At 53.9% G+C, this 26241-nt stretch carries 25 protein-coding genes, 2 tRNA genes and 1 pseudogene; 26 read left to right on the top strand and 2 right to left on the bottom strand.

Translation table 11 applies throughout. The features are described 5' to 3' along the window. The first annotated feature begins 6 nt into the window (after positions 1-6). The 5 genes from RTX30_RS21225 to nei are packed head-to-tail and all read left to right on the top strand — an operon-like array spanning position 7 to position 3877. Positions 7-750 (top strand): type 2 GTP cyclohydrolase I, encoded by a 744-nt coding sequence (locus RTX30_RS21225; RefSeq protein ID WP_312692566.1) that lies wholly within the window; start codon positions 7-9, stop codon positions 748-750. A gap of 11 nt (positions 751-761) precedes the next feature. Then, a complete protein-coding gene (pxpB, locus tag RTX30_RS21220) occupies positions 762-1418 on the top strand; it encodes a 5-oxoprolinase subunit PxpB (RefSeq protein ID WP_312692564.1) in 657 nt (218 codons plus the stop codon). Further along, positions 1412-2344, top strand: coding sequence for a 5-oxoprolinase subunit PxpC (gene pxpC / locus RTX30_RS21215; protein ID WP_312692562.1), 933 nt, complete (start codon positions 1412-1414; stop codon positions 2342-2344). Before pxpB ends, pxpC begins: the two co-directional genes overlap by 7 nt. Next, entirely contained in the window at positions 2334-3071 is a 738-nt protein-coding gene (pxpA, locus tag RTX30_RS21210; RefSeq protein ID WP_312692561.1) for a 5-oxoprolinase subunit PxpA, read from the top strand. The genes pxpC and pxpA overlap by 11 nt, the downstream gene beginning before the upstream one ends. Positions 3072-3085: 14 nt before the next feature. Next, positions 3086-3877, top strand: a complete 792-nt coding sequence (gene nei / locus RTX30_RS21205; protein ID WP_312692558.1) for an endonuclease VIII — start codon at positions 3086-3088, stop codon at positions 3875-3877. Between the two features lie 51 nt (positions 3878-3928). Here the strand turns inward: nei and RTX30_RS21200 are convergent, their stop codons facing one another. Beyond that, positions 3929-5215 (bottom strand): citrate synthase, encoded by a 1287-nt coding sequence (locus tag RTX30_RS21200; protein ID WP_312692556.1) that lies wholly within the window; start codon positions 5213-5215, stop codon positions 3929-3931. Positions 5216-5852: 637 nt separating this feature from the next. On the opposite strand from RTX30_RS21200, the gene sdhC reads away from it, so the two are divergent. The 8 genes from sdhC to sucD all read left to right on the top strand — a co-directional run bounded on the left by sdhC (position 5853) and on the right by sucD (position 15656). Further along, a complete protein-coding gene (sdhC, locus tag RTX30_RS21195) occupies positions 5853-6257 on the top strand; it encodes a succinate dehydrogenase cytochrome b556 subunit (protein ID WP_312692554.1) in 405 nt (134 codons plus the stop codon). Then, positions 6251-6598 (top strand): succinate dehydrogenase membrane anchor subunit, encoded by a 348-nt coding sequence (sdhD, locus tag RTX30_RS21190; RefSeq protein ID WP_312692552.1) that lies wholly within the window; start codon positions 6251-6253, stop codon positions 6596-6598. The genes sdhC and sdhD overlap by 7 nt, the downstream gene beginning before the upstream one ends. Then, a complete protein-coding gene (gene sdhA / locus RTX30_RS21185; RefSeq protein ID WP_312692550.1) occupies positions 6598-8364 on the top strand; it encodes a succinate dehydrogenase flavoprotein subunit in 1767 nt (588 codons plus the stop codon). The genes sdhD and sdhA overlap by 1 nt, the downstream gene beginning before the upstream one ends. Before the next feature lie 15 nt (positions 8365-8379). Continuing rightward, positions 8380-9096, top strand: a complete 717-nt coding sequence (gene sdhB, locus RTX30_RS21180; protein ID WP_039054861.1) for a succinate dehydrogenase iron-sulfur subunit SdhB — start codon at positions 8380-8382, stop codon at positions 9094-9096. A 373-nt stretch (positions 9097-9469) separates the two neighbouring features. Continuing rightward, positions 9470-12277: a 2-oxoglutarate dehydrogenase E1 component gene (sucA, locus tag RTX30_RS21175; protein ID WP_312692546.1), complete on the top strand. Its 2808-nt coding sequence runs from the start codon at positions 9470-9472 to the stop codon at positions 12275-12277. A gap of 14 nt (positions 12278-12291) precedes the next feature. Next, positions 12292-13518, top strand: coding sequence for a 2-oxoglutarate dehydrogenase complex dihydrolipoyllysine-residue succinyltransferase (gene odhB / locus RTX30_RS21170; protein WP_312692544.1), 1227 nt, complete (start codon positions 12292-12294; stop codon positions 13516-13518). 102 nt (positions 13519-13620) lie between these two features. Continuing rightward, positions 13621-14787, top strand: a complete 1167-nt coding sequence (sucC, locus tag RTX30_RS21165; protein ID WP_312692542.1) for an ADP-forming succinate--CoA ligase subunit beta — start codon at positions 13621-13623, stop codon at positions 14785-14787. Continuing rightward, positions 14787-15656, top strand: a complete 870-nt coding sequence (sucD, locus tag RTX30_RS21160; RefSeq protein WP_312692540.1) for a succinate--CoA ligase subunit alpha — start codon at positions 14787-14789, stop codon at positions 15654-15656. Before sucC ends, sucD begins: the two co-directional genes overlap by 1 nt. Before the next feature lie 171 nt (positions 15657-15827). Here the strand turns inward: sucD and RTX30_RS21155 are convergent. After that, positions 15828-16112: pseudogene (locus RTX30_RS21155) on the bottom strand (winged helix-turn-helix transcriptional regulator); the annotation flags it as partial. A gap of 731 nt (positions 16113-16843) precedes the next feature. On the opposite strand from RTX30_RS21155, the gene cydA reads away from it, so the two are divergent. From cydA to RTX30_RS21090, 13 genes are all read left to right on the top strand, one after another. Continuing rightward, complete coding sequence (cydA, locus tag RTX30_RS21150; RefSeq protein WP_312692625.1) at positions 16844-18412, top strand: cytochrome ubiquinol oxidase subunit I; 1569 nt, start codon at positions 16844-16846, stop codon at positions 18410-18412. Positions 18413-18427: 15 nt separating this feature from the next. Continuing rightward, entirely contained in the window at positions 18428-19567 is a 1140-nt protein-coding gene (gene cydB, locus RTX30_RS21145) for a cytochrome d ubiquinol oxidase subunit II (protein ID WP_312692538.1), read from the top strand. A 14-nt stretch (positions 19568-19581) separates the two neighbouring features. Beyond that, positions 19582-19695, top strand: coding sequence for a cytochrome bd-I oxidase subunit CydX (gene cydX, locus RTX30_RS21140; protein WP_004100325.1), 114 nt, complete (start codon positions 19582-19584; stop codon positions 19693-19695). Further along, a complete protein-coding gene (gene ybgE / locus RTX30_RS21135; RefSeq protein ID WP_312692535.1) occupies positions 19695-19988 on the top strand; it encodes a cyd operon protein YbgE in 294 nt (97 codons plus the stop codon). Before cydX ends, ybgE begins: the two co-directional genes overlap by 1 nt. Positions 19989-20136: 148 nt before the next feature. Next, complete coding sequence (gene ybgC, locus RTX30_RS21130; protein WP_312692533.1) at positions 20137-20541, top strand: tol-pal system-associated acyl-CoA thioesterase; 405 nt, start codon at positions 20137-20139, stop codon at positions 20539-20541. Continuing rightward, complete coding sequence (gene tolQ, locus RTX30_RS21125; protein WP_312692531.1) at positions 20538-21230, top strand: Tol-Pal system protein TolQ; 693 nt, start codon at positions 20538-20540, stop codon at positions 21228-21230. The genes ybgC and tolQ overlap by 4 nt, the downstream gene beginning before the upstream one ends. 3 nt (positions 21231-21233) lie before the next feature. Beyond that, complete coding sequence (gene tolR / locus RTX30_RS21120) at positions 21234-21662, top strand: colicin uptake protein TolR (RefSeq protein ID WP_312692529.1); 429 nt, start codon at positions 21234-21236, stop codon at positions 21660-21662. Between the two features lie 39 nt (positions 21663-21701). After that, the gene (tolA, locus tag RTX30_RS21115) at positions 21702-22958 is read left to right on the top strand and encodes a cell envelope integrity protein TolA (RefSeq protein ID WP_312692527.1); all 1257 of its coding nucleotides are present in this window, start codon (positions 21702-21704) and stop codon (positions 22956-22958) included. A gap of 132 nt (positions 22959-23090) precedes the next feature. Continuing rightward, positions 23091-24383, top strand: a complete 1293-nt coding sequence (gene tolB, locus RTX30_RS21110) for a Tol-Pal system beta propeller repeat protein TolB (RefSeq protein ID WP_312692623.1) — start codon at positions 23091-23093, stop codon at positions 24381-24383. A gap of 34 nt (positions 24384-24417) precedes the next feature. Further along, entirely contained in the window at positions 24418-24933 is a 516-nt protein-coding gene (gene pal / locus RTX30_RS21105) for a peptidoglycan-associated lipoprotein Pal (protein ID WP_090133362.1), read from the top strand. 9 nt (positions 24934-24942) lie between these two features. Continuing rightward, on the top strand, positions 24943-25746 hold the full coding sequence (cpoB, locus tag RTX30_RS21100) for a cell division protein CpoB (RefSeq protein WP_312692519.1): 804 nt from the start codon (positions 24943-24945) through the stop codon (positions 25744-25746). A gap of 164 nt (positions 25747-25910) precedes the next feature. After that, positions 25911-25986: transfer RNA gene (locus tag RTX30_RS21095), tRNA-Lys, on the top strand. Between the two features lie 123 nt (positions 25987-26109). Continuing rightward, positions 26110-26185: transfer RNA gene (locus RTX30_RS21090), tRNA-Val, on the top strand. Positions 26186-26241: the final 56 nt, after the last annotated feature.

Here is a 26241-nt window from a genome sequence, read left to right as displayed (position 1 = left end):
TCACTGATGAACAATACCGAACTGGAAAAACTGATTAACGAAAAACTGAACAGTGCGGCTTTCAGCGACTATGGCCCAAACGGGTTACAGGTTGAGGGGCGGGAGAACGTCCAAAAAATTATCACTGGCGTGACTGCCAGCCAGGCGCTACTTGATGAAGCGGTGCGTCAGCAGGCGGATGCCGTGATTGTCCACCACGGCTATTTCTGGAAAAACGAATCGCCGATCATTCGCGGTATGAAACGCAACCGCCTGAAAACCCTGTTGGCGAACGACATCAACCTCTATGGCTGGCACTTGCCGCTGGATGCCCACCCCGAACTGGGCAATAACGTCCAACTGGCGGAGCTGCTAGGCATTACGGTGATGGGCGAGATCGAATCGCTGCTGCCCTGGGGGGAACTGTCGATGCCGGTACCGGGGCTGGAACTGGCGTCGTGGATCGAGGCGCGTCTTGGGCGTAAACCGCTGTGGTGTGGCGATACCGGGCCAGAGAAAATCACTCGCGTTGCGTGGTGTACCGGCGGGGGGCAGAGCTTTATTGATAAGGCCGCCAGCTTTGGTGTAGATGCGTTCATTACTGGCGAAGTGTCTGAACAGACCATTCATTCCGCGCGCGAACAAGGGCTGCACTTCTACTCTGCGGGCCACCACGCCACGGAGCGCGGCGGTATTCGCGCCCTGAGCAACTGGTTAACAGAAAACAGCGATCTGGACGTGACGTTTATCGATATTCCTAACCCGGCGTAAGGAGAGGGCAAGTGCAGCGAGCACGGTGTTATTTGTTGGGTGAAACGGCAGTCGTGCTGGAGCTGGAGCCACCCGTGACGCTGGAGACGCAAAAGCGTATCTGGCGGCTGACGCAGCGTCTGGCCGGGGTTCCTGAAGTGGTAGAAGCCATTCCGGGGATGAATAACATCACCGTAGTGCTGCGTGAACCAGAACGGCTTGCGCTGGATGCGCTTGAACGGCTGCAACGCTGGTGGGAAGAGAGCGATGCGCTGGAGCCGGAGTCGCGGTTGATAGAGATCCCGGTACTGTACGGCGGCCAGGCAGGGCCAGATCTCAGCGTGGTGGCAGAGCACAGTGGAATGACACAACAGCAGGTGGTCGGGCTACATGCCTCTATCGAGTATGTGGTGTGGTTTTTAGGTTTTCAGCCGGGGTTTCCGTATCTCGGTGGGATGCCGGAGGCGCTGGCAACGCCGCGTCGTGCTGAGCCGCGTGTGCGGGTTCCCGCCGGGTCGGTGGCCATTGGCGGCTCGCAAACCGGCATCTATCCGCTGGAAACGCCCGGCGGCTGGAACCTGATTGGTCATACGGACATCACGCTGTTTAACCCGCAAAGGAAAGAGCCTGTGCTTCTGCGTCCCGGCGATCGGCTGCGGTTTATTCCGCGCAAGGAGGGGGTATGTTAAAAATTATCCGCGCCGGAATGTATACCACCTTACAGGGAGGCCGCCGCACGGGTTTTCGTCAGTCTGGCGTGAGCTACTGCGGTGCGCTGGATGAGCCGGCCTTAAAGATAGCCAATGCACTGGTGGGTAATGCCCCGGACGCCGCCGCACTGGAGATCACGTTTGGGCAGTGCGAGGTCGAATTTCAGCGCGACAGCGGGTTTGCGCTCACGGGGGCAGGCTGCGAAGCGAAACTCGACGGCAAAGCGGTGTGGACCGGCTGGCGCTACCCGGTCAAACGTGGGCAACGACTGGTGCTGAAACGTCCACAGCATGGCGTGCGCAGTTACCTTGCGGTCGCAGGGGGCTTTGCTGTCCCGGAAGTAATGGGCTCGCGCAGTACGGATTTAAAAACGGCGATCGGTGGGCTGGATGGGCGTTTATTGCGCGATGGCGACACGCTGCCCATCGGCGGTGACGCGCACCGTTTTCATGACTCGCGCGGAGTGAAACAACTGCTGTGGGGGAACCGTATTCGCGCGCTGCCAGGACCGGAATACCAGGAGTTCGAGAAAGCCTCGCAAGAGGCATTCTGGCGGCTGCCGTGGCAGTTAAGCCCACAAAGTAACCGGATGGGTTACCGTCTGCAGGGGCAGTCGCTGGTGCGTACAACCGCGCGTGATCTGGTATCGCATGGTTTGCTGCCGGGCGTTGTGCAGGTGCCGGCGAATGGTCAGCCCATTGTGCTAATGAATGATGCGCAAACCACCGGCGGTTATCCGCGCATTGCCTGTGTTATCGACGCGGATATGTATCACCTGGCGCAAATCTCCCCCGGCCAGTCGGTGCATTTTGTGCAGTGCTCGCTGGAAGAGGCGCTGGCGGCGCGACGCGAGCAACATCAATACCTCGAACAACTGGCATGGCGGCTGCGCGATGAAGATTGATCTTAACGCCGATCTGGGCGAAGGCTGCGGCAATGATGCCGCGCTTTTACAGCTGGTCTCCTCTGCCAATATCGCTTGCGGGTTTCATGCGGGCGATGCGCAAACCATGCAGACCTGCGTGCGCGAGGCGTTACGCAATGGGGTGGCGGTTGGCGCACATCCGTCCTTCCCGGATCGTGAAAATTTTGGCCGCACGGCCATGCAGTTACCCCCGGATGTTGTTTATGCGCACACCCTTTACCAAATTGGCGCTCTGGCGGCGATCGTGCGTGCCGAAGGCGGCCAGTTAGGCCATGTGAAACCTCACGGCATGCTCTATAACCAGGCGGCGGACGATGCCGCTCTGGCCGATGCCATTGCCCGTGCGGTACATGCGTTTGACCCGGCGCTGGTGCTGGTGGGGCTGGCGGGCAGTGAGCTTATCCGCGCGGGTGAACGCTACGGCCTGAGCACGCGCCAGGAAGTGTTTGCCGATCGTGGTTACCGCCGCGACGGTCGTCTGGTTCCCCGCAGCGAGGCTGGCGCGCTCATTGAGGATGATAACGCCGCACTGGCGCAAACGTTGTCTATGGTGCTGGAAGGGCGGGTACAAAGCGTCAGCGGCGAATATGCCCCTGTGCAGGTGCAGACCGTTTGCCTGCATGGTGACGGGGAACAGGCTTTGCTGTTCGCCCGTCGATTACATGCGGCGTTTGCCCGCCACGGCGTGACCGTTTCCGCCCGCTAATCAAAGGAGTTGTTATGCCAGAAGGACCGGAGATCCGCAGAGCGGCCGATCGTCTTGTGACCGCTATTCAGGGAAAACCGCTGACCGATGTCTGGTTTGCGCTCCCACCGTTACAGCCTTATGCCGCTGATCTCGTCGGCCAGCATGTTGTGGCTATCGAAACGCGTGGCAAAGCGCTCCTGACCCATTTTTCTGGCGGGTTGACGCTCTACAGCCACAATCAACTTTATGGCGTCTGGCGAGTTGTCGCTGCCGGTGAGACGCCAGAAACGAAACGCGTGTTGCGCGTGAGGTTACAAACTGCCGATAAAGCGATCCTGCTTTATAGCGCCTCCGACATTGCTCTGCTAACGGCGGAGCAACTAGCGCAGCATCCTTTTTTACAACGCGTTGGGCCAGACGTGCTCGACATGACGCTGACTGCAGAGCAAGTAAAGGCGCGCCTTTTGTCGGCGCGTTTTCGTCGTCGTCAGTTTTCAGGCTTACTGCTGGATCAGGCTTTTCTTGCCGGGTTGGGAAATTATCTGCGTGTTGAGATCCTCTGGCACACCGCGCTGGCACCGCAGCATAATGCCGCGCAACTGAACGATACACAGGTTGAGGCGCTGTCGCATGCGCTGCTGGATATCCCGCGCCTGTCGTACCAGACGCGCGGCACCGCCGATGAAAATCGCCACCACGGGGCGCTATTTCGCTTTAAGGTCTTTCATCGGGCTGGGGAACCCTGTGAGCGCTGTGGTGGGATCATTGAAAAAACCACGCTCTCTTCACGCCCGTTTTACTGGTGCCCGGGGTGTCAGCGTTAACGGTAATAAAAAACGCGCCGGGCGGCGCGTTTTTTTATACGGTTTTCGGTCTCAATCTTTTTTAAGATCGGAACTGAATTCGCGTTTTTCGTAACCGGTGTAGAGCTGACGTGGACGGGCAATTTTAATGCCATCGTCGTGCATCTCATTCCAGTGTGCAATCCAGCCTACGGTACGCGCCATCGCGAAGATAACGGTAAACATAGACGCCGGAATGCCCATCGCTTTCAGGATAATACCGGAGTAGAAATCGACGTTCGGGTAGAGTTTACGTTCGATAAAGTACGGGTCGTTGAGCGCAATGTGCTCAAGCTCCATCGCCACTTCCAGCAGATCATCTTTGGTGCCCAGTTCGCGCAGCACTTCGTGGCAGGTTTCACGCATTACGGTAGCGCGCGGGTCATAGTTTTTATAAACGCGATGACCGAAGCCCATCAGACGGAACGAGTCGTTCTTATCTTTCGCACGACGCAGGAATTCCGGAATGTGTTTAACGGAACTGATCTCTTCCAGCATACGCAGGGCTGCTTCGTTGGCGCCGCCGTGTGCCGGTCCCCACAGGGAGGCGATACCAGCAGCGATACAGGCAAACGGATTCGCGCCGGAGGAGCCCGCAGTACGGACGGTGGAGGTCGAAGCGTTTTGCTCGTGATCCGCATGCAGGATCAGAATGCGATCCATAGCGCGTTCCAGCACCGGGTTTACTTCATACGGTTCGCACGGGGTGGCAAACATCATATGCAGGAAGTTACCGGCGTAGGAAAGGTCATTGCGCGGGTAGATAAAAGGCTGACCGATAGAATATTTGTAACACATCGCGGCGACTGTCGGCATTTTGGACAGCAGACGGAAGGCAGCAATTTCGCGGTGGCGTGGGTTATTCACGTCCAGCGAATCATGATAAAACGCCGCCAGCGCGCCGGTTACCCCGCACAGTACCGCCATAGGATGCGAGTCGCGGCGGAAACCGTGGAACAGACGGGTGATCTGCTCATGAATCATGGTGTGGCGGGTTACGGTCAGTTTGAATTCGTCGAACTGCGATTGCGTCGGTTTTTCACCGTACAACAGGATGTAGCTGACTTCCAGGTAGTTGGATTCGGTAGCCAGTTGATCAATGGGGAAACCACGGTGCAGCAGGATGCCTTCATCACCGTCGATAAAGGTGATTTTCGATTCGCATGATGCGGTAGAGGTAAAACCTGGATCAAAGGTGAATACACCTTTTGAGCCGAGACTACGGATATCAATAACATCCTGACCGAGTGTGCCTTTTAGCACATCCAGTTCAATAGCAGCGTCACCATTATAGGTGATGTTTGCTTTTTTATCAGCCATTTACGGTCTCCTTAGCGCCTTATTGCTTAAGACTACTTCGGCACCGGATTTGTTTTCACCTGCTCATCAACGTTACCAGTTTGTTATTTAGCTCGCAGCTCTGTTTAAGAGGAGGTACCAGGGTACAGAGCGATGGGCGCGTGCAAGTACACATTGAAATACAGCGAAACAACAACAAATCAGTGTCTTAGCAATCCGAATTTATCAAACCTGTATATCACTAATAACTGTCCTGATTACATCGGTCAATACCGTCACACTGTTACATAACTAAATCTCAGGTGAAAGGCAGACCCCATAACTTTTACGAATTATAAGCCCTTTATGGCGTAGTTTGTAACAAGAATGTTTAACTTTTGTCAAATCAGATGATTAAAATTTAAAATAATGTTGTTATCGTGATGGGCGTCACTGTTCTGCATAAAACCCGACAAACTATATGTAGGTTAATTGTAATGATTTTGTGAACGACCTATACTGCCGCCAGGTCTCCGGAATACCCTGCAATCCCGAGCCACCCAGCGTTGTAACCTGTCGTTTAGCATCTGGAAGCTAATTTTTTGCATGACGAGCAGTTATAGAAAAGGACGCTGTCTGACCCGCACGCAGACCGGAGGAAGGAAACTATAAGAATAGCATGTGGGCGTTATTCATGATAAAAAATGTGAAAAAACAAAGACCTGTCAATCTGGATCTGACAACAATTCGGTTTCCTGTTACGGCTATAGCTTCCATTCTCCACCGTGTATCGGGCGTCATTACTTTTGTGGCTGTCGGTATTCTGCTGTGGTTGCTGGGGTTGTCGCTATCCTCTCAAGAAGGCTTCCTGGCGGCTTCCGCTATCATGGACAGCTTCTTCGCTAAATTCATTATCTGGGGCATTCTGACTGCGCTGGCGTATCACGCGGTTGGCGGCATTCGCCACATGTTAATGGACTTCGGCTGGCTGGAAGAAACCCTCGAAGCAGGGAAACGTTCCGCTAATCTTTCTTTTGTGATCACTGTCGTGCTTTCAATTCTCGCAGGAGTCCTCGTATGGTAAGCAACGCCTCCGCATTAGGACGCAACGGCGTACATGATTTTATTCTCGTCCGTGCTACTGCCATCGTTCTGACGTTATACATCATCTATATGGTCGGCTTTTTTGCCGTCACCGGCGATCTGACCTGGGAAATCTGGACTGGCTTCTTCGCCTCCGCCTTTACCAAAGTCTTCACCCTGCTGGCGCTGTTTTCGATTTTGATCCATGCCTGGATTGGCATGTGGCAGGTGTTGACCGACTACGTTAAGCAACTGGCTGTTCGTCTGATTCTGCAACTGGTGATTGTTGTTGCGCTTGCGGCTTACGTGATTTATGGATTCGTTGTGGTGTGGGGTGTGTAATGAAACTGCCAGTCAGAGAATTTGATGCTGTTGTTATCGGCGCAGGGGGTGCAGGTATGCGCGCCGCGCTGCAAATTTCCCAGAGCGGCCAGACGTGTGCGCTGCTCTCTAAAGTCTTCCCAACCCGCTCTCACACGGTATCTGCACAGGGCGGTATTACCGTTGCGCTGGGCAATACCCATGAAGATAACTGGGAATGGCACATGTACGACACGGTAAAAGGCTCCGATTACATCGGTGACCAGGACGCCATTGAATATATGTGTAAAACCGGCCCGGAAGCGATTCTGGAGCTGGAACACATGGGTCTGCCGTTCTCCCGTCTTGATGACGGCCGTATTTATCAGCGCCCGTTTGGCGGCCAGTCGAAAAATTTCGGCGGCGAACAAGCGGCGCGTACTGCAGCGGCAGCGGACCGTACCGGCCATGCCTTGCTGCATACCCTTTATCAGCAAAACCTGAAAAACCACACGACGATTTTCTCGGAATGGTATGCGCTGGATTTGGTGAAAAACCAGGATGGCGCGGTGGTAGGGTGTACTGCGCTGTGTATTGAAACCGGCGAAGTGGTTTACTTCAAAGCCCGCGCGACGGTGCTGGCAACCGGCGGCGCAGGTCGTATTTACCAGTCCACCACGAATGCGCATATCAACACCGGTGACGGCGTGGGTATGGCGCTGCGGGCAGGCGTGCCAGTGCAGGACATGGAAATGTGGCAGTTCCACCCGACCGGGATTGCCGGGGCAGGGGTGCTGGTCACGGAAGGGTGCCGCGGTGAAGGTGGCTACCTGCTCAACAAACATGGCGAGCGTTTTATGGAACGTTATGCGCCGAACGCGAAAGATCTTGCCGGTCGTGATGTGGTTGCGCGCTCCATCATGATCGAAATCCGCGAAGGTCGCGGTTGCGACGGTCCGTGGGGGCCTCACGCGAAACTGAAACTCGATCACCTGGGTAAAGAGGTGCTCGAATCGCGCCTGCCAGGGATCCTTGAATTGTCCCGTACTTTTGCGCATGTGGATCCGGTCAAAGAGCCGATCCCGGTGATCCCAACCTGCCATTATATGATGGGCGGTATCCCGACCAAAGTGACCGGCCAGGCGCTGACCGTAAACGAGAAGGGCGAAGATGTGGTGATCCCGGGCTTGTTCGCGGTGGGCGAAATTGCCTGTGTATCGGTACACGGTGCCAACCGTCTGGGTGGCAACTCGCTGCTTGACCTGGTGGTGTTTGGCCGTGCAGCGGGTTTGCACTTGCAGGAATCCATTGCTGAGCAGGGTGCGCTGCGCGATGCCAGCGAATCCGATGTTGAGGCCTCTCTGGAACGTCTTAATCGCTGGAATAACAACCGTGATGGCGAAGATCCGGTCACTATTCGCAAAGCGCTGCAGGAGTGCATGCAGCATAACTTCTCGGTATTCCGTGAAGGTGATGCGATGGCGAAAGGTCTGGAGCAATTGAAAGTGATCCGCGAGCGTTTGAAAAATGCCCGTCTGGACGACACCTCTACCGAGTTCAATACCCAGCGCGTTGAGTGCCTGGAGCTGGATAACCTGATGGAAACTGCCTATGCCACGGCGGTATCCGCAAACTTCCGTACTGAGAGCCGTGGCGCGCATAGCCGCTTCGACTATCCGGATCGTGACGATGAAAACTGGCTGTGTCATTCCCTGTATCTGCCAGAAACGGAGTCCATGACGCGTCGCAGCGTCAATATGGAGCCGAAACTGCGTCCGGCGTTCCCGCCGAAGATTCGTACTTATTAATGCGGAGACAGGAAAATGAAACTCGAATTTTCAATTTATCGCTATAACCCGGATGTGGATGACGCTCCGCGCATGCAGGATTACACCCTCGAAGGCGAAGAAGGGCGTGACATGATGCTGCTGGATGCGTTAATGCAGCTGAAAGAAAAAGATCCTACGCTGTCGTTCCGCCGTTCCTGCCGTGAAGGGGTATGCGGCTCTGATGGTCTGAACATGAACGGCAAAAATGGCCTGGCGTGTATCACTCCCATTTCTGCGCTGGGTAACGGCAAACAGAAGATTGTTATTCGCCCTCTGCCAGGGCTGCCGGTTATCCGTGATTTGGTGGTGGACATGGGGCAATTCTATGCCCAATATGAGAAGATTAAGCCTTACTTATTGAATAATGGGCAAAATCCGCCAGCAAGAGAACATTTACAGGCACCGGAACAGCGCGAAAAGCTCGACGGTTTGTATGAGTGCATTCTTTGTGCATGCTGTTCGACTTCTTGTCCGTCTTTCTGGTGGAACCCGGACAAGTTTATTGGCCCGGCCGGTTTGCTGGCGGCGTACCGCTTCCTTATCGACAGCCGCGATACGGAAACCGATAACCGCCTGGAAGGGTTGAGCGATGCTTTCAGCGTATTCCGCTGCCATAGCATTATGAACTGCGTCAGTGTTTGTCCTAAGGGACTGAACCCGACGCGCGCCATCGGCCATATTAAGTCGATGTTGTTGCAACGTAGTGCATAAGTGATCGCTGCCGGATGGCGTTTACGCTTATCCGGCCTACGCTATTTGTAGGCCGGGTAAGCGCAGCGTCACCTGGCGACAGAGTAAGAAGCAGGAAATCTTTAAAAACCGCCACAGTAGACATAATCGAGATGTTTGGTGCGAGACAAGGCGGCAACTGAGCGCATCCCAGGGAACAGAGTTAACGATGTGACCTGGGTAAGCAAAGGCAGCCAACGCAGTCGCAACCCAAACAGCAAAGATTAGGGCAGTTTTTAAAGGTTCCTTCGCGGGCCACCTAAGAGCCCGCAAGTGAACCCTGGGACGTGCGCTAAGCAGTGTACGTCGTAGTTATCCACGGCGAAGTAAGCATAACAATGCTTAAGGGATCACGATGCAGAACGGCGCAATGAAAGCCTGGCTGGACTCTTCTTACCTCTCTGGGTCTAACCAGAGCTGGATAGAACAGCTCTATGAAGACTTCTTAACCGACCCTGACTCGGTAGATGCTAACTGGCGTTCCATGTTCCAGCAGTTACCAGGCACCGGAGTCAAACCGGATCAATTCCACTCCAAAACACGTGATTATTTCCGTCAACTGGCGAAGGATGCTTCACGTTACTCTTCCTCTATCTCCGATCCGGACACCAATGCGAAGCAGGTTAAAGTCCTGCAGCTGATTAACGCATACCGCTTCCGTGGTCATCAGCATGCGAATCTCGACCCGCTGGGACTGTGGCAGCAAGAGCGCGTCGCAGACCTCGATCCGGCTTACCACGACCTGACAGAAGCAGACTTCCAGAACAGTTTCAATGTCGGTTCGTTCGCCATCGGCAAAGACACAATGCCGCTGGGGGAGTTGATTGAAGCGCTGAAAGAGACCTATTGCGGCTCAATTGGTGCGGAATATATGCACATCACCAGCACCGAAGAGAAACGCTGGATCCAACAGCGCATTGAATCGGCTGCCGGGAAATCCAGCTTTAGCGCCGAAGAGAAAAAACGTTTCTTAAGTGAACTGACCGCAGCCGAAGGGCTGGAACGTTACCTGGGCGCCAAATTCCCAGGGGCGAAACGCTTCTCGCTGGAAGGTGGCGATGCACTGGTGCCGATGCTGAAGGAGATGATCCGTCACGCAGGTAACAGCGGTACTCGTGAAGTGGTGCTGGGCATGGCGCACCGTGGTCGTCTGAACGTACTGATCAACGTCCTGGGTAAAAAACCGCAGGATCTGTTCGACGAATTTGCCGGTAAACATAAAGAACACCTCGGCACTGGCGATGTGAAATACCATATGGGCTTCTCATCCGACGTGGAAACCGAAGGCGGCTTGGTACACCTGGCGCTGGCGTTTAACCCGTCGCATCTGGAGATTGTTAGCCCGGTGGTGATCGGTTCTGTTCGCGCCCGTCTTGATCGCCTTGCTGAGCCGAGCAGCAATAAAGTGCTGCCGATTACCATTCACGGTGATGCCGCCGTTGCCGGGCAGGGCGTGGTTCAGGAAACCCTGAACATGTCTAAAGCACGCGGTTACGAAGTGGGTGGCACCGTGCGTATTGTAATTAACAACCAGGTGGGCTTCACCACGTCTAACCCGCTGGATGCACGCTCTACGCCGTACTGTACCGATATCGGTAAGATGGTGCAGGCGCCGATTTTCCACGTGAATGCGGACGATCCGGAAGCCGTCGCCTTTGTTACCCGCGTGGCGCTTGATTTCCGTAACACCTTTAAACGCGATGTGTTTATCGATCTGGTGTGCTATCGCCGTCACGGTCATAACGAAGCCGACGAGCCGAGCGCGACCCAGCCGCTGATGTACCAGAAAATCAAAAAACACCCGACGCCGCGTAAAATCTACGCTGACCGTCTGGAGCAGGACAAAACCATCACCCTGGAAGATGCCACCGAGCTGGTGAACCTTTACCGCGATAAGCTGGACGCGGGCGAATGCGTGGTAGATGAGTGGCGTCCGATGAACATGCACTCCTTTACCTGGTCACCGTACCTCAACCATGAATGGGATGAGAGCTACCCGAACAAGGTCGAGATGAAACGTCTGCAAGAGCTGGCCAAACGCATCAGTACGGTGCCGGACGCTATCGAAATGCAGCCGCGCGTGGCGAAAATCTACGGCGATCGCCAGTTAATGGCGACAGGTGAAAAACTGTTCGACTGGGGTGGAGCAGAGACGCTGGCTTACGCCACCCTGGTGGATGAAGGCATTCCGATTCGTATTTCCGGTGAAGACTCTGGCCGCGGTACGTTCTTCCACCGCCATGCGGTGGTGCATAACCAGAGCAACGGTTCTACCTATATTCCGTTGAGCCATGTCCATAATGGCCAGGGACAGTTCCGCGTCTGGGATTCCGTGCTTTCTGAAGAAGCCGTGCTGGCATTCGAATACGGCTATGCCACAGCGGAACCGCGTACCCTGACTATTTGGGAAGCCCAGTTCGGTGACTTCGCCAACGGCGCGCAAGTGGTTATTGACCAGTTCATTAGCTCCGGCGAGCAGAAATGGGGCCGTATGTGTGGTCTGGTGATGCTGCTGCCGCACGGTTATGAAGGACAGGGCCCGGAGCACTCCTCCGCCCGTCTGGAGCGTTATTTGCAGCTGTGCGCAGAGCAGAACATGCAGGTTTGCGTGCCGTCGACCCCGGCGCAGGTTTACCACATGCTGCGCCGCCAGGCGCTGCGCGGTATGCGCCGTCCGCTGATTGTGATGTCACCGAAATCGCTGCTGCGCCATCCGCAGGCGGTTTCTACGCTGGATGAACTGGCGAATGGCACCTTTATGCCGGCGATTGGCGAAGTGGACGATCTCGATCCACAAGGCGTGAAACGCGTTATCCTTTGTTCTGGTAAGGTTTATTATGACCTGCTCGAACAGCGTCGTAAAAACGACCAGAAGGATGTCGCCATCGTCCGTATCGAACAGCTGTACCCGTTCCCGCACCAGTCTGTGCAGGAAGCGCTGAAACCTTATGCTCACGTGCATGATTTTGTCTGGTGCCAGGAAGAGCCGCTTAACCAGGGCGCCTGGTACTGCAGCCAGCATCATTTCCGTGAAGTGATTCCGTTTGGGGCTGCTCTGCGTTATGCAGGTCGCCCGGCCTCCGCCTCCCCGGCGGTGGGATATCTGTCCGTTCACCAGAAACAGCAACAAGATCTGGTTAATGACGCGCTGAACGTCGATTAAATAAAGGATAAATAATGAGTAGCGTAGATATTCTTGTTCCCGACCTGCCTGAGTCCGTTGCCGACGCGACTGTTGCAACCTGGCACAAAAAACCGGGCGATAGCGTCCAACGCGATGAAGTACTGGTGGAAATCGAGACTGACAAAGTGGTACTGGAAGTACCGGCGGCAGCGGACGGCATTCTGGATGCGGTGCTGGAAGATGAAGGCACTACCGTGACTTCTCGTCAGATCTTGGGTCGTCTGCGTGAAGGCAACAGTGCTGGCAAAGAGAGCAGCGCCAAGTCGGACGCGAAAGAGTCTACCCCGGCGCAGCGCCAGCAGGCGTCGCTGGAAGAGCAAAGCAATGATGCGCTCAGCCCGGCGATCCGTCGCCTGCTGGCCGAACACAACCTCGACGCCAGCGCCATTAAAGGCTCCGGTGTGGGTGGTCGCATCACGCGTGAAGATGTTGAAAAACATCTGGCGAAAGCCCCCGCTGTGAAAGAAGAGAGCAAACCGGCTGCCGCTCCTGCAAGCAGCCCGGCGCCGCAACTGGCTGGCCGTACCGAAAAACGCGTACCGATGACCCGTCTGCGTAAACGTGTGGCTGAGCGTCTGCTGGAAGCAAAAAATTCCACCGCAATGCTGACCACCTTTAACGAAGTCAACATGAAGCCAATTATGGATCTGCGTAAGCAGTACGGTGATGCGTTCGAAAAACGCCACGGTATCCGTCTGGGCTTTATGTCGTTCTATGTAAAAGCTGTCGTCGAAGCGCTGAAACGCTACCCCGAAGTGAATGCGTCTATTGACGGTGATGATGTTGTTTATCACAACTACTTCGATGTCAGTATGGCTGTCTCCACACCGCGTGGTCTGGTCACGCCGGTTCTGCGTGATGTTGATACGCTGGGCATGGCCGACATTGAGAAGAAAATCAAAGAGCTGGCTGTTAAAGGCCGCGATGGCAAACTGACCGTTGAAGATTTGACCGGTGGTAATTTTACCATCACGAACGGCGGCGTGTTTGGCTCCCTGATGTCTACCCCCATCATCAACCCGCCGCAGAGCGCGATCCTGGGTATGCATGCCATCAAAGATCGTCCGATGGCGGTTGACGGCAAAGTTGAAATCCTGCCGATGATGTACCTGGCGCTCTCTTACGACCATCGTCTGATCGATGGCCGCGAGTCTGTTGGTTTCCTGGTGGCCATTAAAGAGCTGCTGGAAGATCCGACACGTCTGCTGCTGGACGTGTAGTGTCCTTTGCCCGGCAGCGCTACGCTGCCGGGTTAATAACGAACACCTGCTTTGTAAGCCGTCATCCGGCGTGACAAATTAAATGAAGGATGGATAGAACACATGAACTTACACGAGTATCAGGCGAAACAACTTTTTGCCCGGTCAGGTCTGCCGACTCCGGTTGGTTACGCCTGTACTACCCCGCGTGAAGCAGAAGAAGCGGCATCGAAAATTGGCGCAGGCCCGTGGGTCGTAAAATGCCAGGTCCATGCCGGTGGTCGCGGTAAAGCGGGCGGCGTAAAAGTCGTCAACAGCAAAGAAGATATTCGCGCATTTGCGGAAAACTGGCTTGGCAAACGTCTGGTGACCTACCAAACAGACGCCAATGGTCAGCCGGTAAACCAGATCCTGGTTGAAGCGGCAACGGATATCGATAAAGAGCTGTATCTGGGCGCGGTGGTAGACCGTAGCTCGCGTCGTGTGGTGTTCATGGCGTCCACTGAAGGCGGCGTGGAAATCGAAAAAGTGGCGGAAGAGACGCCGCACCTGATTCACAAAACGGCTATCGATCCGCTGGCGGGCCCGATGCCGTACCAGGGCCGCGATCTGGCTTTCAAACTCGGTCTGGAAGGCAAGCAGGTTCAGCAGTTCACCAAAATTTTTATGGGGCTGGCGACCATTTTCCTTGAGCGCGACCTGGCACTGATTGAAATCAACCCGCTGGTTATCACTAAACAGGGCGACCTGATTTGCCTCGATGGCAAACTGGGTGCCGATGGCAATGCGCTGTTCCGCCAGCCGGAACTCCGTGAAATGCGCGACCAGTCGCAGGAAGATCCGCGTGAAGCGCAGGCTGCACACTGGGAACTGAACTATGTCGCACTGGATGGCAACATCGGCTGCATGGTGAATGGCGCAGGCCTGGCAATGGGCACCATGGATATTGTTAAGCTGCACGGCGGCGAACCGGCGAACTTCCTCGACGTGGGCGGCGGTGCAACGAAAGAGCGTGTGACCGAAGCGTTTAAAATCATCCTGTCCGATGAGAACGTGAAAGCCGTTCTGGTTAACATCTTCGGCGGCATCGTGCGCTGCGACCTCATTGCCGACGGTATTATCGGCGCGGTCGAAGAAGTGGGTGTTAACGTACCAGTGGTGGTGCGTCTGGAAGGTAACAACGCGGAGCTCGGGGCAAAACGCCTGGCGGACAGCGGCCTGAATATTATCGCAGCGAAAAGTCTGACGGATGCAGCACAGCAGGTTGTTGCCGCAGTGGAGGGGAAATAATGTCTGTTTTGATTGATAAGAACACCAAAGTTATCTGCCAGGGTTTCACCGGTAGCCAGGGCACTTTCCACTCCGAGCAGGCGATTGCCTACGGTACGCAGATGGTTGGCGGTGTGACGCCAGGCAAAGGCGGCACCACGCATCTTGGTCTGCCAGTGTTTAACACCGTGCGCGAGGCGGTAGAAGCGACCGGTGCGACGGCGACGGTTATTTATGTTCCGGCCCCGTTCTGTAAAGACTCCATCCTCGAAGCGATTGATGCCGGCATCAAGCTGATTATCACCATTACTGAAGGTATCCCGACGCTGGATATGCTGACAGTGAAAGTGAAGCTGGATGAAGCTGGCGTGCGCATGATTGGCCCGAACTGCCCGGGTGTTATCACTCCGGGTGAATGCAAAATCGGCATCATGCCGGGTCACATTCACCAGCCAGGTAAAGTCGGCATTGTTTCCCGTTCCGGTACTCTGACCTATGAAGCAGTAAAACAGACCACCGATTATGGTTTCGGTCAGTCTACCTGCGTGGGTATTGGCGGCGACCCCATTCCGGGCTCCAACTTTATTGATATCCTGAAACTGTTCCAGGAAGATCCGCAGACTGAAGCCATCGTAATGATTGGTGAAATTGGCGGTAGCGCAGAAGAAGAAGCGGCTGCGTACATTAAAGATCACGTGACCAAACCGGTTGTCGGCTACATTGCCGGTGTGACTGCGCCGAAAGGCAAACGTATGGGCCACGCGGGCGCCATTATTGCCGGTGGTAAAGGCACAGCAGATGAAAAATTTGCTGCGCTGGAAGCGGCGGGTGTCAAAACTGTGCGTAGCCTGGCCGATATCGGCGAAGCACTGAAAGCTGTCATTAAATAAAACCTCATTGCTCCTCAAAAAGGGGAGCGTATCCCTCTGCATACGGCAGAGTGCGGAAGCATTAACGCACACGCTTCGTCTGCAGAGGCACGATTTCGACATGGTTGGCCGCTCCCGTAGCGGCCTTTTTTATGGCCCGAGTTTACGCACGCTACCCTCTGTGCCGCGCGGGATCATCGCCGGGTAAAGCGATTCCCCTTTCTCAGTCAGAACATACTCCTGAAACGGCATACCATCGGTTGCAGGTTGCGTGATGAAAATCCCAATATCCACCAACGTGCGAAGCCGATCGGTGAGAATATTGCGCGCCACGCCCAGCTCACGCTGAAAATCACTAAAACGCCTTACACCTGCTTGTGCATCACGCACAATGAGTAATGCCCAGCGATCGCCAAGCACATCAACAGAGCGTGCAACGGGGCAGGGCTGTTTCTGGAAGGTAATTCGTGATGACATAGGCTGCCCTCAGTGAATGAGTGGGGTTAGAGGAAAAGCTACGTTATCAGGTCTTCAACCTGGCATGGAAGAGCAGCCGCCGTGATGTAATGTAAAAGAGCAGAAGGGGTAATTATCCAATAATCACCGGTCGGTGTTAAGTGTGTTAATTAAAAAGGTGAATTAATTGTGAAATATATCGAAGCCATGAAGTAAATTAATTTTTGTCTGTTCTGGCGTGTTTTTACTGCGGCAATTTTTACTTCGCCTGCAAACGTTAAATAACCTCGTTAATATTTATCTTTACCTGCCGATTGATAACCGCTAATGACGTTAAAATGAACATGCCATTAACATGGTTTTTACTAAGGATTCACCGTATATACAAAATTAACAATGGTGAATGATATTGATTTAAATCAATATTTAAAAGCTTGGAAAAAGCACCAAAAATCGTTAAATTGTCGCCGATCAAATTGGCTAAAAAGTGGTAAATTCGGTATAAATTGATCACTGTCGAAAAACGTAAAACAAACCCAATAAAAACCTTTTTATTGTAAGGGTTTTGCGGAGTAATATACTCGAGAGATCAATTAGAGTTTTTTCTTAACCTGGTTGTAACTTTTTGATTCACCGTCCGTAGCGAATAGGCGGTGATTAAAAAAGTGCAGCTAATTTGTATTGGGGCATGCGTGTGAACCTTTTCATGGGGTTTACTCTCGGAGTCTTCATGCGATGAGCAAGGAGTCATGATGTTAGATATAGTCGAACTGTCGCGCTTACAGTTTGCCTTGACCGCGATGTACCACTTCCTTTTTGTGCCACTGACGCTCGGTATGGCGTTCCTGCTGGCCATTATGGAAACGGTATACGTTCTCTCCGGCAAACAGATTTATAAAGATATGACCAAGTTCTGGGGCAAGTTGTTTGGTATCAACTTTGCACTGGGCGTGGCAACCGGCCTGACTATGGAGTTCCAGTTCGGGACAAACTGGTCTTACTATTCTCACTATGTTGGGGATATCTTCGGTGCGCCGCTGGCCATTGAAGGCTTAATGGCCTTCTTCCTCGAATCCACCTTCGTAGGTCTGTTCTTCTTCGGATGGGATCGTCTGGGCAAAGTACAGCACATGGCAGTGACATGGCTGGTCGCACTGGGCTCCAACCTGTCCGCGCTGTGGATCCTGGTGGCTAACGGCTGGATGCAGAACCCAATCGCCTCTGATTTCAATTTTGAAACCATGCGTATGGAAATGGTCAGCTTCGCTGAACTGGTGCTGAACCCGGTCGCTCAGGTGAAATTCGTTCACACTGTGGCATCCGGTTACACTTGTGGCGCCATCTTCATCCTTGGCATCAGCTCCTACTACTTGCTGCGCGGTCGCGACATCGCATTTGCAAAACGCTCCTTTGCTATCGCAGCCAGCTTCGGCATGGCAGCGGTACTGTCCGTTATCGTACTGGGTGATGAATCCGGTTATGAAATGGGCGACGTGCAGAAAACCAAACTGGCCGCTATCGAAGCTGAATGGGAAACCCAGCCAGCGCCGGCAGCCTTTACGCTGTTTGGTATTCCTGACCAGGACAAGCAAGAAAACAAATTCGCTATCCAGATCCCCTTCGCACTGGGCATCATTGCTACCCGTTCGGTCGATACGCCGGTTATCGGTCTGAAAGATCTGATGGTACAGCACGAAGAACGTATCCGTAACGGTATGAAAGCGTACCAGTTGCTGGAGCAGCTGCGTGCGGGTTCTACCGATCAGTCTGTTCGCGACCAGTTTAATAACGTGAAGAAAGACCTCGGTTACGGGCTGTTGTTGAAACGCTATACCCCGAACGTGACCGATGCGACCGATGCGCAGATCCAGCAGGCAACTAAGGACTCCATTCCACGTGTTGCGCCGTTGTACTTCGCCTTCCGTCTGATGGTGGCGTGCGGTGTGCTGATGCTGCTGATTATCGGTATCTCGTTCTGGACCGTCATTCGTAACCGCATTGGTGAGAAAAAATGGCTGCTGCGTGCTGCTCTGTACGGTATCCCGCTGCCGTGGATCGCCATCGAAGCAGGCTGGTTTGTCGCGGAATATGGCCGTCAGCCGTGGGCGATTGGTGAAGTCCTGCCAACCGCTGTCGCTAACTCGTCGTTAACCGTTGGCGATCTGCTGTTCTCAATGATTCTGATTTGCGGCCTCTATACGCTGTTTATGGTGGCGGAAGTGTTCCTGATGTTCAAATTCGCTCGCCTTGGGCCGAGCAGTCTGAAAACAGGTCGCTATCACTACGAGCAGTCCACCGTGGCTTCTCAGCCGGCACGCTAAGACAGGAGTCGTCAAATGATCGATTATGAAGTATTACGTTTTATCTGGTGGCTGCTGGTTGGCATTCTGCTGATTGGTTTTGCGGTCACCGACGGCTTCGACATGGGCGTGGGGATGTTGACTCGCGTTCTGGGACGTAGCGACACTGAACGCCGCGTGATGATCAACTCCATCGCGCCGCACTGGGACGGTAACCAGGTGTGGCTGATCACGGCGGGCGGCGCGCTGTTTGCTGCCTGGCCGATGGTGTATGCCGCTGCTTTCTCCGGCTTCTACGTGGCGATGATCCTCGTACTGGCGTCACTGTTCTTCCGTCCGGTCGGTTTTGATTACCGTTCGAAGATTGAAGACAACCGCTGGCGCGGCATGTGGGACTGGGGCATTTTTATCGGTAGCTTTGTGCCGCCGCTGGTCATTGGTGTGGCATTCGGTAACCTGTTGCAGGGTGTACCGTTCCACCTCGATAATGACATGCGTCTGTTCTACACCGGTAACTTCTTCCAGCTACTGAACCCGTTTGGCCTGCTGGCAGGGGTGGTGAGCGTTGGTATGATCCTGACGCAAGGCGCGACCTATCTGCAAATGCGCACCGTGGGTGAACTGCATCTGCGTGCTCGTGCCACTTCGCAAATTGCTGCGCTGGTCACCCTGGTTTGCTTCGCACTGGCGGGTGTATGGGTTGTTTACGGCATTGATGGTTATGTCGTGACCTCTGTTATGGATCACCATGCTGCTTCCAATCCGCTGCATAAAGAAGTAGCACTACAAGCTGGTGCGTGGTTGACCAACTTTAATAACACGCCAGTACTGTGGCTGGTTCCGGCACTGGGCGTTGTGCTGCCGCTGTTGACTGTGCTGACCGCGCGTCTGGATAAAGCCGCATGGGCGTTTATCTTCTCTTCACTGACGCTGGCGTGCATCATCCTCACCGCAGGTATCGCGATGTTCCCGTTCATTATGCCTTCCAGCACAATGATGAAAGCGAGCCTGACCATGTGGGATGCGACATCGACACAACTGACCCTGAACCTGATGACCTATGTGGCGCTGGTCTTTGTCCCGATCATTTTGCTCTACACCACCTGGTGTTACTGGAAAATGTTCGGACGCATTACCAAAGAACACATTGAAAGCAATACCCACTCTATGTACTAAGTAAGGAGCAGAATATGTGGTATTTCGCATGGATTTTAGGAACGCTTCTTGCCTGTGCTTTTGGAGTGATCACCGCGCTGGCGCTGGAGCACGTTGAAGCGACCAAAGCCGGAAAAGAAGAACACTGATGGATAACATTATCGCAAAACTGTATGCGGTAATGGACAGGGGCCCGTTAAGGGCCCTTTCCTTAGTAATGGCATTACTGCTGGCTGGCTGCGTTTTCTGGGATCCGTCCCGTTTTGCTGCCAAAACCAGTGAGCTGGAAATCTGGCATGGTCTGCTGCTGATTTGGGCCGTGTGTGCCGGCGTAATCCACGGCGTGGGTTTTCGCCCGCGTGCGCTTCACTGGCAGGGGATTTTCTGTCCGCTGGTGGCAGATCTGGTTCTGCTTGCTGGTCTTATTTTTTTCTTCTTTTGAATAAGAAATATCCGCTATCCTCATGGGCTTGCAAAAGCCCATAAATTTTTACTCTCCGTTTACTTGAACCCATTCCAAAGCACCTTGCCCGCGCGTATAGTAGCGAAGTTTAAAAGCTCTAACTTTTTTTGCATTACCGGGATGTAAAGTGAATACAACGCTGTTTCGATGGCCGGTTCGGGTCTACTACGAAGATACCGACGCCGGTGGCATGGTTTACCACGCCAGCTACGTTGCTTTTTATGAAAGAGCCCGCACAGAGATGCTGCGCCACCATCACTTTAGCCAACAGGCTCTGCTGGCTGAGCGTGTCGCCTTCGTGGTACGCAAAATGACGCTGGAGTATTTTGCACCCGCCAGACTCGACGACATGCTCGAAGTCCAAACGGAAGTTACATCAATGCGCGGAACCTCTATGGTTTTTACGCAGCGGATCGTCAACGCAGAGAACAAAGTGCTGAACGAAGCTGAAGTACTGATTGTCTGTGTTGATCCACTCTTAATGAAGCCTCGTGCGCTTCCCAAGTCTATTGTCGCGGAGTTTAAGCAGTGACTGACATGAATATCCTTGATTTGTTCCTGAAGGCAAGCCTTCTGGTTAAACTTATCATGTTGATTTTGATTGGTTTTTCAATCGCATCCTGGGCCATCATTATCCAGAGAACGCGCATCCTTAACGCAGCAGGACGCGAAGCAGAAGCCTTCGAAGATAAGTTCTGGTCCGGTATTGAACTGTCTCGTCTGTATCAGGAAAGCCAGGGGCGCCGTGACAATCTGAGCGGTTCGGAACAAATCTTTTATAGCGGGTTCAAAGAGTTTGCCCGTTTGCACCGCGCCAACAGCCACGCGCCAGAAGCGATTGTCGAAGGTGCATCACGTGCGATGCGCATTTCGATGAACCGCGAGCTGGAAAGCCTGGAAAACCACATTCCTTTCCTCGGTACCGTTGGTTCCATCAGTCCTTATATTGGTCTGTTCGGTACGGTCTGGGGGATCATGCACGCCTTTATTGCATTGGGTGCGGTGAAGCAGGCCACCTTGCAGATGGTTGCGCCAGGTATTGCGGAAGCACTGATCGCGACGGCTATCGGTCTGTTCGCTGCGATTCCGGCGGTGATGGCGTACAACCGCCTGAACCAGCGCGTGAACAAACTGGAACTGAATTACGACAACTTTATGGAAGAGTTCACGGCTATTCTGCATCGCCAGGCATTCGCCAGCAGCGAGAGCAACAAGGAGTAAGCCATGGCCAGATCGCGTGGACGGGGCAGTCGTGCCCTGAAGTCCGAAATCAACATTGTACCGTTGCTGGACGTGTTGCTGGTGCTGCTGCTGATCTTTATGGCGACGGCACCGATCATTACGCAAAGCGTTGAGGTCGATCTGCCGGATGCGACACAATCGCAGACCGTCAGTACCAACGACGATCCTCCGGTCATTATTGAGGTTTCCGGTGTCGGACAATACAGCGTGGTGGTGGAAAAAGATCGTATGGATCAGCTACCGCCGGAGCAGGTGATTGCCGAGGCGCAACGTCGCCTGCAATCCAATCCGAAGACCGTGTTCTTAATCGGCGGCGCAAAAGATGTGCCGTACGATGAAATCATTAAAGCGCTGAACCTGTTACATAGCGCGGGTGTGAAATCTGTTGGCTTGATGACGCAGCCTATCTGATCACCGGCCTAACAGGCGGACAGTTTTTGGGAACCGAGAGTGTCAAAGGCAACCGTACAAAACGACAAGCTCAAGCGAGCGATAATCATTTCTGCCGTGCTACATGTGATTCTGGTGGCGCTGCTGATTTGGAGTTCGTTCGATGAGCATATTGATGCATCTGCGGGTGGCGGCGGTGGCTCATCGATTGACGCGGTAATGGTCGATCCGGGCGCAGTGGTGGATAACTACAATCGCCAGCAGCAGCAACAAGCCAGCGCGCAGCGAGCAAAAGAACAGCGTGAAAAACAGGCGCAACAGCAGGCGGAAGAGCTGCGTGAAAAGCAGGCCGCTGAGCAAGAGCGTCTGAAACAGCTGGAAAAAGAACGTCTGCAGGCGCAGGAAGCCGCACGCGAGCAAGCCGAACAGCAGAAAAAAGCAGAAGAAGCGGCAAAACAGGCGCAACAGCAGCAGAAGCAGGCGGAAGAAGCGGCTGCGAAAGCGGCTGCCGATGCAAAAGCTAAAGCGGAAGCACAGGCAAAAGCCGCTGCAGATGCGGCGAAGAAAGCGGAAGCCGATGCAGCTAAAGCGGCTGCGGATGTGCAGAAGAAAGCCGAAGCTGAAGCCGCAAAAGCCGCTGCCGACGCGAAGAAAAAAGCTGAGGCTGAAGCGGCGAAAAAAGCCCAGGCTGATGCTGAGAAGAAAGCCCAGGCCGAAGCGGCAAAACAAGCCGCCGCCGAGAAAGCAGCAGCTGAAAAAGCAGCTGCCGCAGAAAAGGCTGCCGCAGCGAAAGCCGCCGCCGCTGAAAAAGCCGCAGAAGAGAAAAAAGCGGCCGCGGCAGAAAAAGCCGCAGCCGATAAGAAAGCCGCAGCGGACAAAGCTGCCGCAGCCAAGAAAGCTGCCGCAGAAAAAGCCGCAGCAGCCGAAGGCGTTGACGACTTGTTTGGTGACCTGAGCTCCGGTAAGAATGCGCCGAAAACGGGTGGTGGATCGAAAGGAAACCACGCTTCACCCGCAGGTTCTGGTAACACTAAGAATAATGGCGCTTCAGGTGCAGACATCAGTAACTACGCAGGGCAGATTAAAGCGGCAATCGAAAGTCGTTTCTATGATGCTTCTTCATATGCAGGAAAAACCTGTACGTTACGTGTCAAACTGGCGCCAGACGGCATGTTGTTAGATATTCAGTCGGAAGGTGGCGATCCGGCGCTTTGCCAGGCTGCGCTCGCTGCAGCGAAACAGGCAAAAATGCCGAAGCCGCCAAGTCAGGCTGTATATGAAGTGTTCAAAAATGCGCCGCTGGACTTCAAACCTTAAGGTACACTTACCCTCGCTACTTGCGGGGGAAAAGGTGCTAAGGGCGTCCTGACGCGGGTAGTTTTGTCTTATTGAGTTTGTTAAAATTCTGCTAAATTATCGCGGGTTTTCCGCCCGGATAAGGGAGATATGATGAAGCAGGCATTACGTGTTGCATTTGGTTTTCTGATGCTGTGGGCAGCAGTGCTGCACGCAGAAGTACGTATCGAGATCACCCAGGGGGTGGACTCGGCACGCCCGATTGGCGTTGTGCCGTTCCAGTGGGCAGGGCCTGGCGTTGCACCTGAAGACGCAGGCGGCATCGTTGCAGCAGATCTGCGCAACAGCGGCAAATTCAATCCACTCGATCGTTCCCGTCTGCCGCAGCAGCCGGGCAGCGCGCAAGAAGTACAGCCAGCGGCCTGGTCCGCGCTGGGTATTGACGCGGTAATTGTCGGTCAGATCACCCCGAATCCTGATGGCAGCTACAACGTGGCGTATCAGTTGGTGGATACTGGCGGTGCGCCGGGTACCGTGCTGGCGCAAAACTCGTTTAAGGTGAACAAACAGTGGTTGCGTTATGCTGCCCATGCTGCCAGTGATGAAGTGTTTGAAAAACTGACCGGTATTAAAGGCGCGTTCCGTACCCGTATTGCTTACGTTGTACAAACGGCAAACAGCCAGTTCCCTTACGAACTCCGCGTTTCCGATTACGACGGTTATAACCAGTTCCTGGTGCACAAATCTCCGCAGCCGCTGATGTCCCCGGCCTGGTCTCCGGACGGTTCCAAACTGGCATACGTGACCTTCGAGAGCGGTCGTTCCGCGCTGGTTATTCAGACTCTGGCGAATGCCAGCATCCGCCAGGTGGCGTCTTTCCCGCGTCACAACGGTGCGCCGGCGTTCTCTCCGGACGGGTCTAAACTGGCCTTTGCACTGTCAAAAACCGGCAGTCTGAATATCTATGTTATGGATATTGGCTCAGGTCAGATCCGTCAAGTGACGGACGGTCGCAGCAACAACACCGAACCGACCTGGTTCCCGGATAGCCAAAACCTGGCCTTCACTTCTGACCAGGCAGGGCGTCCGCAAGTGTATAAAGTTAGCGTTAACGGCGGTGCGGCACAGCGTATCTCCTGGCAGGGTTCTCAAAACCAGGACGCGGATGTGAGCAGCGACGGTAAATTTATGGTGATGGTAAGCTCTGACGGTGGTCAGCAGCACATTGCTAAACAAGATCTGGCAGCGGGTGGCGTACAAGTTCTGTCGTCAACGTTCCTGGACGAAACGCCAAGTCTGGCACCTAACGGCACAATGGTAATCTACAGCTCTTCTCAGGGGATGGGATCCGTGCTGAATCTGGTTTCTACAGATGGGCGTTTCAAAGCGCGTCTTCCGGCGACTGATGGACAGGTTAAATTCCCTGCCTGGTCTCCGTATCTGTGATAATAAATAGATGTTTATAAAAGGAATCAAAGAAATGCAACTGAATAAAGTGCTGAAAGGCCTGATGCTGGCTCTGCCTGTTATGGCAATCGCTGCATGTTCTTCTCACAAGAACAACACAAGCGACCAGAGCGGCGAAGGCATGATGGGTGCTGGCACTGGCATGAACGGTAATGGCAACATGTCTTCCGAAGAACAAGCGCGTCTGCAGATGCAACAGCTGCAGCAGAACAACATTGTTTACTTCGACCTGGACAAGTATGACATCCGTTCTGACTTCGCAGCGATGCTGGATGCTCACGCAAATTTCCTGCGTAGCAACCCGTCCTACAAAGTCACCGTAGAAGGTCACGCTGACGAACGTGGTACCCCGGAATACAACATCTCCCTGGGCGAACGTCGTGCTAACGCCGTTAAAATGTACCTGCAGGGTAAAGGCGTTTCCGCTGACCAGATCTCCATCGTTTCTTACGGTAAAGAAAAACCTGCAGTACTGGGTCACGACGAAGCGGCTTACGCTAAAAACCGTCGCGCCGTACTGGTTTACTAAGAGAATTGCATGAGCAGTAACTTCAGACATCATCTGTTGAGTCTGTCGTTACTGGTTGGCATAGCGGCCCCCTGGGCCGCTAATGCTCAGGCGCCAATCAGTAGTGTCGGCTCAGGCTCGGTCGAAGACCGTGTCACTCAACTTGAGCGTATTTCCAATGCTCACAGCCAGCTTTTAACCCAACTTCAGCAACAACTTTCTGATAATCAGGCCGATATTGATACGCTTCGTGGGCAAATCCAGGAAAATCAGTATCAGTTGAATCAGGTGGTTGAACGCCAGAAGCAAATTCTGTTGCAAATGGACAGTCTGGGAAGCGGGGCAGCTGCAGGTCAGGCACAGCAAACCTCGGGCGATCAGGGAGCGGCTCAGGCTCCAGCGGCGGATAACGGCGCGGCAAATACAGGTGCGGCCACTTCTGGCGCGCCGGTACAGAGCGGCGACGCGAATACCGATTACAACGCTGCGATTGCGCTGGTGCAGGATAAATCTCGTCAGGACGATGCCATCGCGGCTTTCCAGAACTTCGTCAAAAAGTACCCGGATTCAACCTATATTCCGAATGCCAATTACTGGCTCGGTCAGTTGAATTATAACAAGGGCAAAAAAGACGACGCTGCCTATTACTTTGCCTCCGTGGTGAAGAATTACCCGAAGTCGCCTAAAGCACCGGACGCGATGTACAAAGTCGGTGTGATTATGCAGGACAAAGGGGACAGTGCAAAAGCGAAAGCGGTCTACCAGCAGGTGGTCAGTAAATACCCTGGCACCGATGGCGCGAAACAAGCACAAAAACGCCTTGGTTCGATGTAATGCATAGCGCATGACCAGAAATCGCGTTTTTTCTGGTCTTGTCGCATGAATCATAAGCAGTTAAGTGATTTACGTCGAAATTGTTGTTGCGCTGAATTCTTAAATCAGTAATATATGCCGCCGTTGCCACGGGTTATCGCATAAACCGGAAGCAACGCAAAAGTGGGTCGTTAGCTCAGTTGGTAGAGCAGTTGACTTTTAATCAATTGGTCGCAGGTTCGAATCCTGCACGACCCACCACTTTAACATCCGTGTGGAGATGTTAAACGTGAAGGATAACGTTGCACAGCAACGGCCCGAAGGGCGAGGCAAAGCCGAGTCATCCTGCACGACCCACCACAAAGTTATATCCAGCGTAGTATCGGGTGATTAGCTCAGCTGGGAGAGCACCTCCCTTACAAGGAGGGGGTCGGCGGTTCGATCCCGTCATCACCCACCACTCGGGTCGTTAGCTCAGTTGGTAGAGCAGTTGACTTTTAATCAATTGGTCGCAGG

Origin of the sequence: Kosakonia sp. (genome assembly GCF_032052965.1) — a bacterium.
GTDB lineage: Bacteria > Pseudomonadota > Gammaproteobacteria > Enterobacterales > Enterobacteriaceae > Kosakonia.
Note: the sequence above shows the minus strand (reverse complement) of the source record. Positions and strands in the feature narration are given on the sequence as shown.

Excerpts from the sequence above, each read along its gene's own strand:
- RTX30_RS21225 (WP_312692566.1), top strand. The coding sequence starts at position 7 with ATGAACAATACCGAACTGGAAAAACTGATTAACGAAAAACTGAACAGT.
- pxpC (WP_312692562.1), top strand. The coding sequence starts at position 1,412 with ATGTTAAAAATTATCCGCGCCGGAATGTATACCACCTTACAGGGAGGC.
- pxpA (WP_312692561.1), top strand. The coding sequence starts at position 2,334 with ATGAAGATTGATCTTAACGCCGATCTGGGCGAAGGCTGCGGCAATGAT.
- nei (WP_312692558.1), top strand. The coding sequence starts at position 3,086 with ATGCCAGAAGGACCGGAGATCCGCAGAGCGGCCGATCGTCTTGTGACC.
- RTX30_RS21200 (WP_312692556.1), bottom strand. The coding sequence starts at position 5,215 with ATGGCTGATAAAAAAGCAAACATCACCTATAATGGTGACGCTGCTATT.
- sdhC (WP_312692554.1), top strand. The coding sequence starts at position 5,853 with ATGTGGGCGTTATTCATGATAAAAAATGTGAAAAAACAAAGACCTGTC.
- sdhD (WP_312692552.1), top strand. The coding sequence starts at position 6,251 with ATGGTAAGCAACGCCTCCGCATTAGGACGCAACGGCGTACATGATTTT.
- sdhA (WP_312692550.1), top strand. The coding sequence starts at position 6,598 with ATGAAACTGCCAGTCAGAGAATTTGATGCTGTTGTTATCGGCGCAGGG.
- sdhB (WP_039054861.1), top strand. The coding sequence starts at position 8,380 with ATGAAACTCGAATTTTCAATTTATCGCTATAACCCGGATGTGGATGAC.
- sucA (WP_312692546.1), top strand. The coding sequence starts at position 9,470 with ATGCAGAACGGCGCAATGAAAGCCTGGCTGGACTCTTCTTACCTCTCT.
- odhB (WP_312692544.1), top strand. The coding sequence starts at position 12,292 with ATGAGTAGCGTAGATATTCTTGTTCCCGACCTGCCTGAGTCCGTTGCC.
- sucC (WP_312692542.1), top strand. The coding sequence starts at position 13,621 with ATGAACTTACACGAGTATCAGGCGAAACAACTTTTTGCCCGGTCAGGT.
- sucD (WP_312692540.1), top strand. The coding sequence starts at position 14,787 with ATGTCTGTTTTGATTGATAAGAACACCAAAGTTATCTGCCAGGGTTTC.
- cydA (WP_312692625.1), top strand. The coding sequence starts at position 16,844 with ATGTTAGATATAGTCGAACTGTCGCGCTTACAGTTTGCCTTGACCGCG.
- cydB (WP_312692538.1), top strand. The coding sequence starts at position 18,428 with ATGATCGATTATGAAGTATTACGTTTTATCTGGTGGCTGCTGGTTGGC.
- cydX (WP_004100325.1), top strand. The coding sequence starts at position 19,582 with ATGTGGTATTTCGCATGGATTTTAGGAACGCTTCTTGCCTGTGCTTTT.
- ybgE (WP_312692535.1), top strand. The coding sequence starts at position 19,695 with ATGGATAACATTATCGCAAAACTGTATGCGGTAATGGACAGGGGCCCG.
- tolR (WP_312692529.1), top strand. The coding sequence starts at position 21,234 with ATGGCCAGATCGCGTGGACGGGGCAGTCGTGCCCTGAAGTCCGAAATC.
- tolB (WP_312692623.1), top strand. The coding sequence starts at position 23,091 with ATGAAGCAGGCATTACGTGTTGCATTTGGTTTTCTGATGCTGTGGGCA.
- pal (WP_090133362.1), top strand. The coding sequence starts at position 24,418 with ATGCAACTGAATAAAGTGCTGAAAGGCCTGATGCTGGCTCTGCCTGTT.
- cpoB (WP_312692519.1), top strand. The coding sequence starts at position 24,943 with ATGAGCAGTAACTTCAGACATCATCTGTTGAGTCTGTCGTTACTGGTT.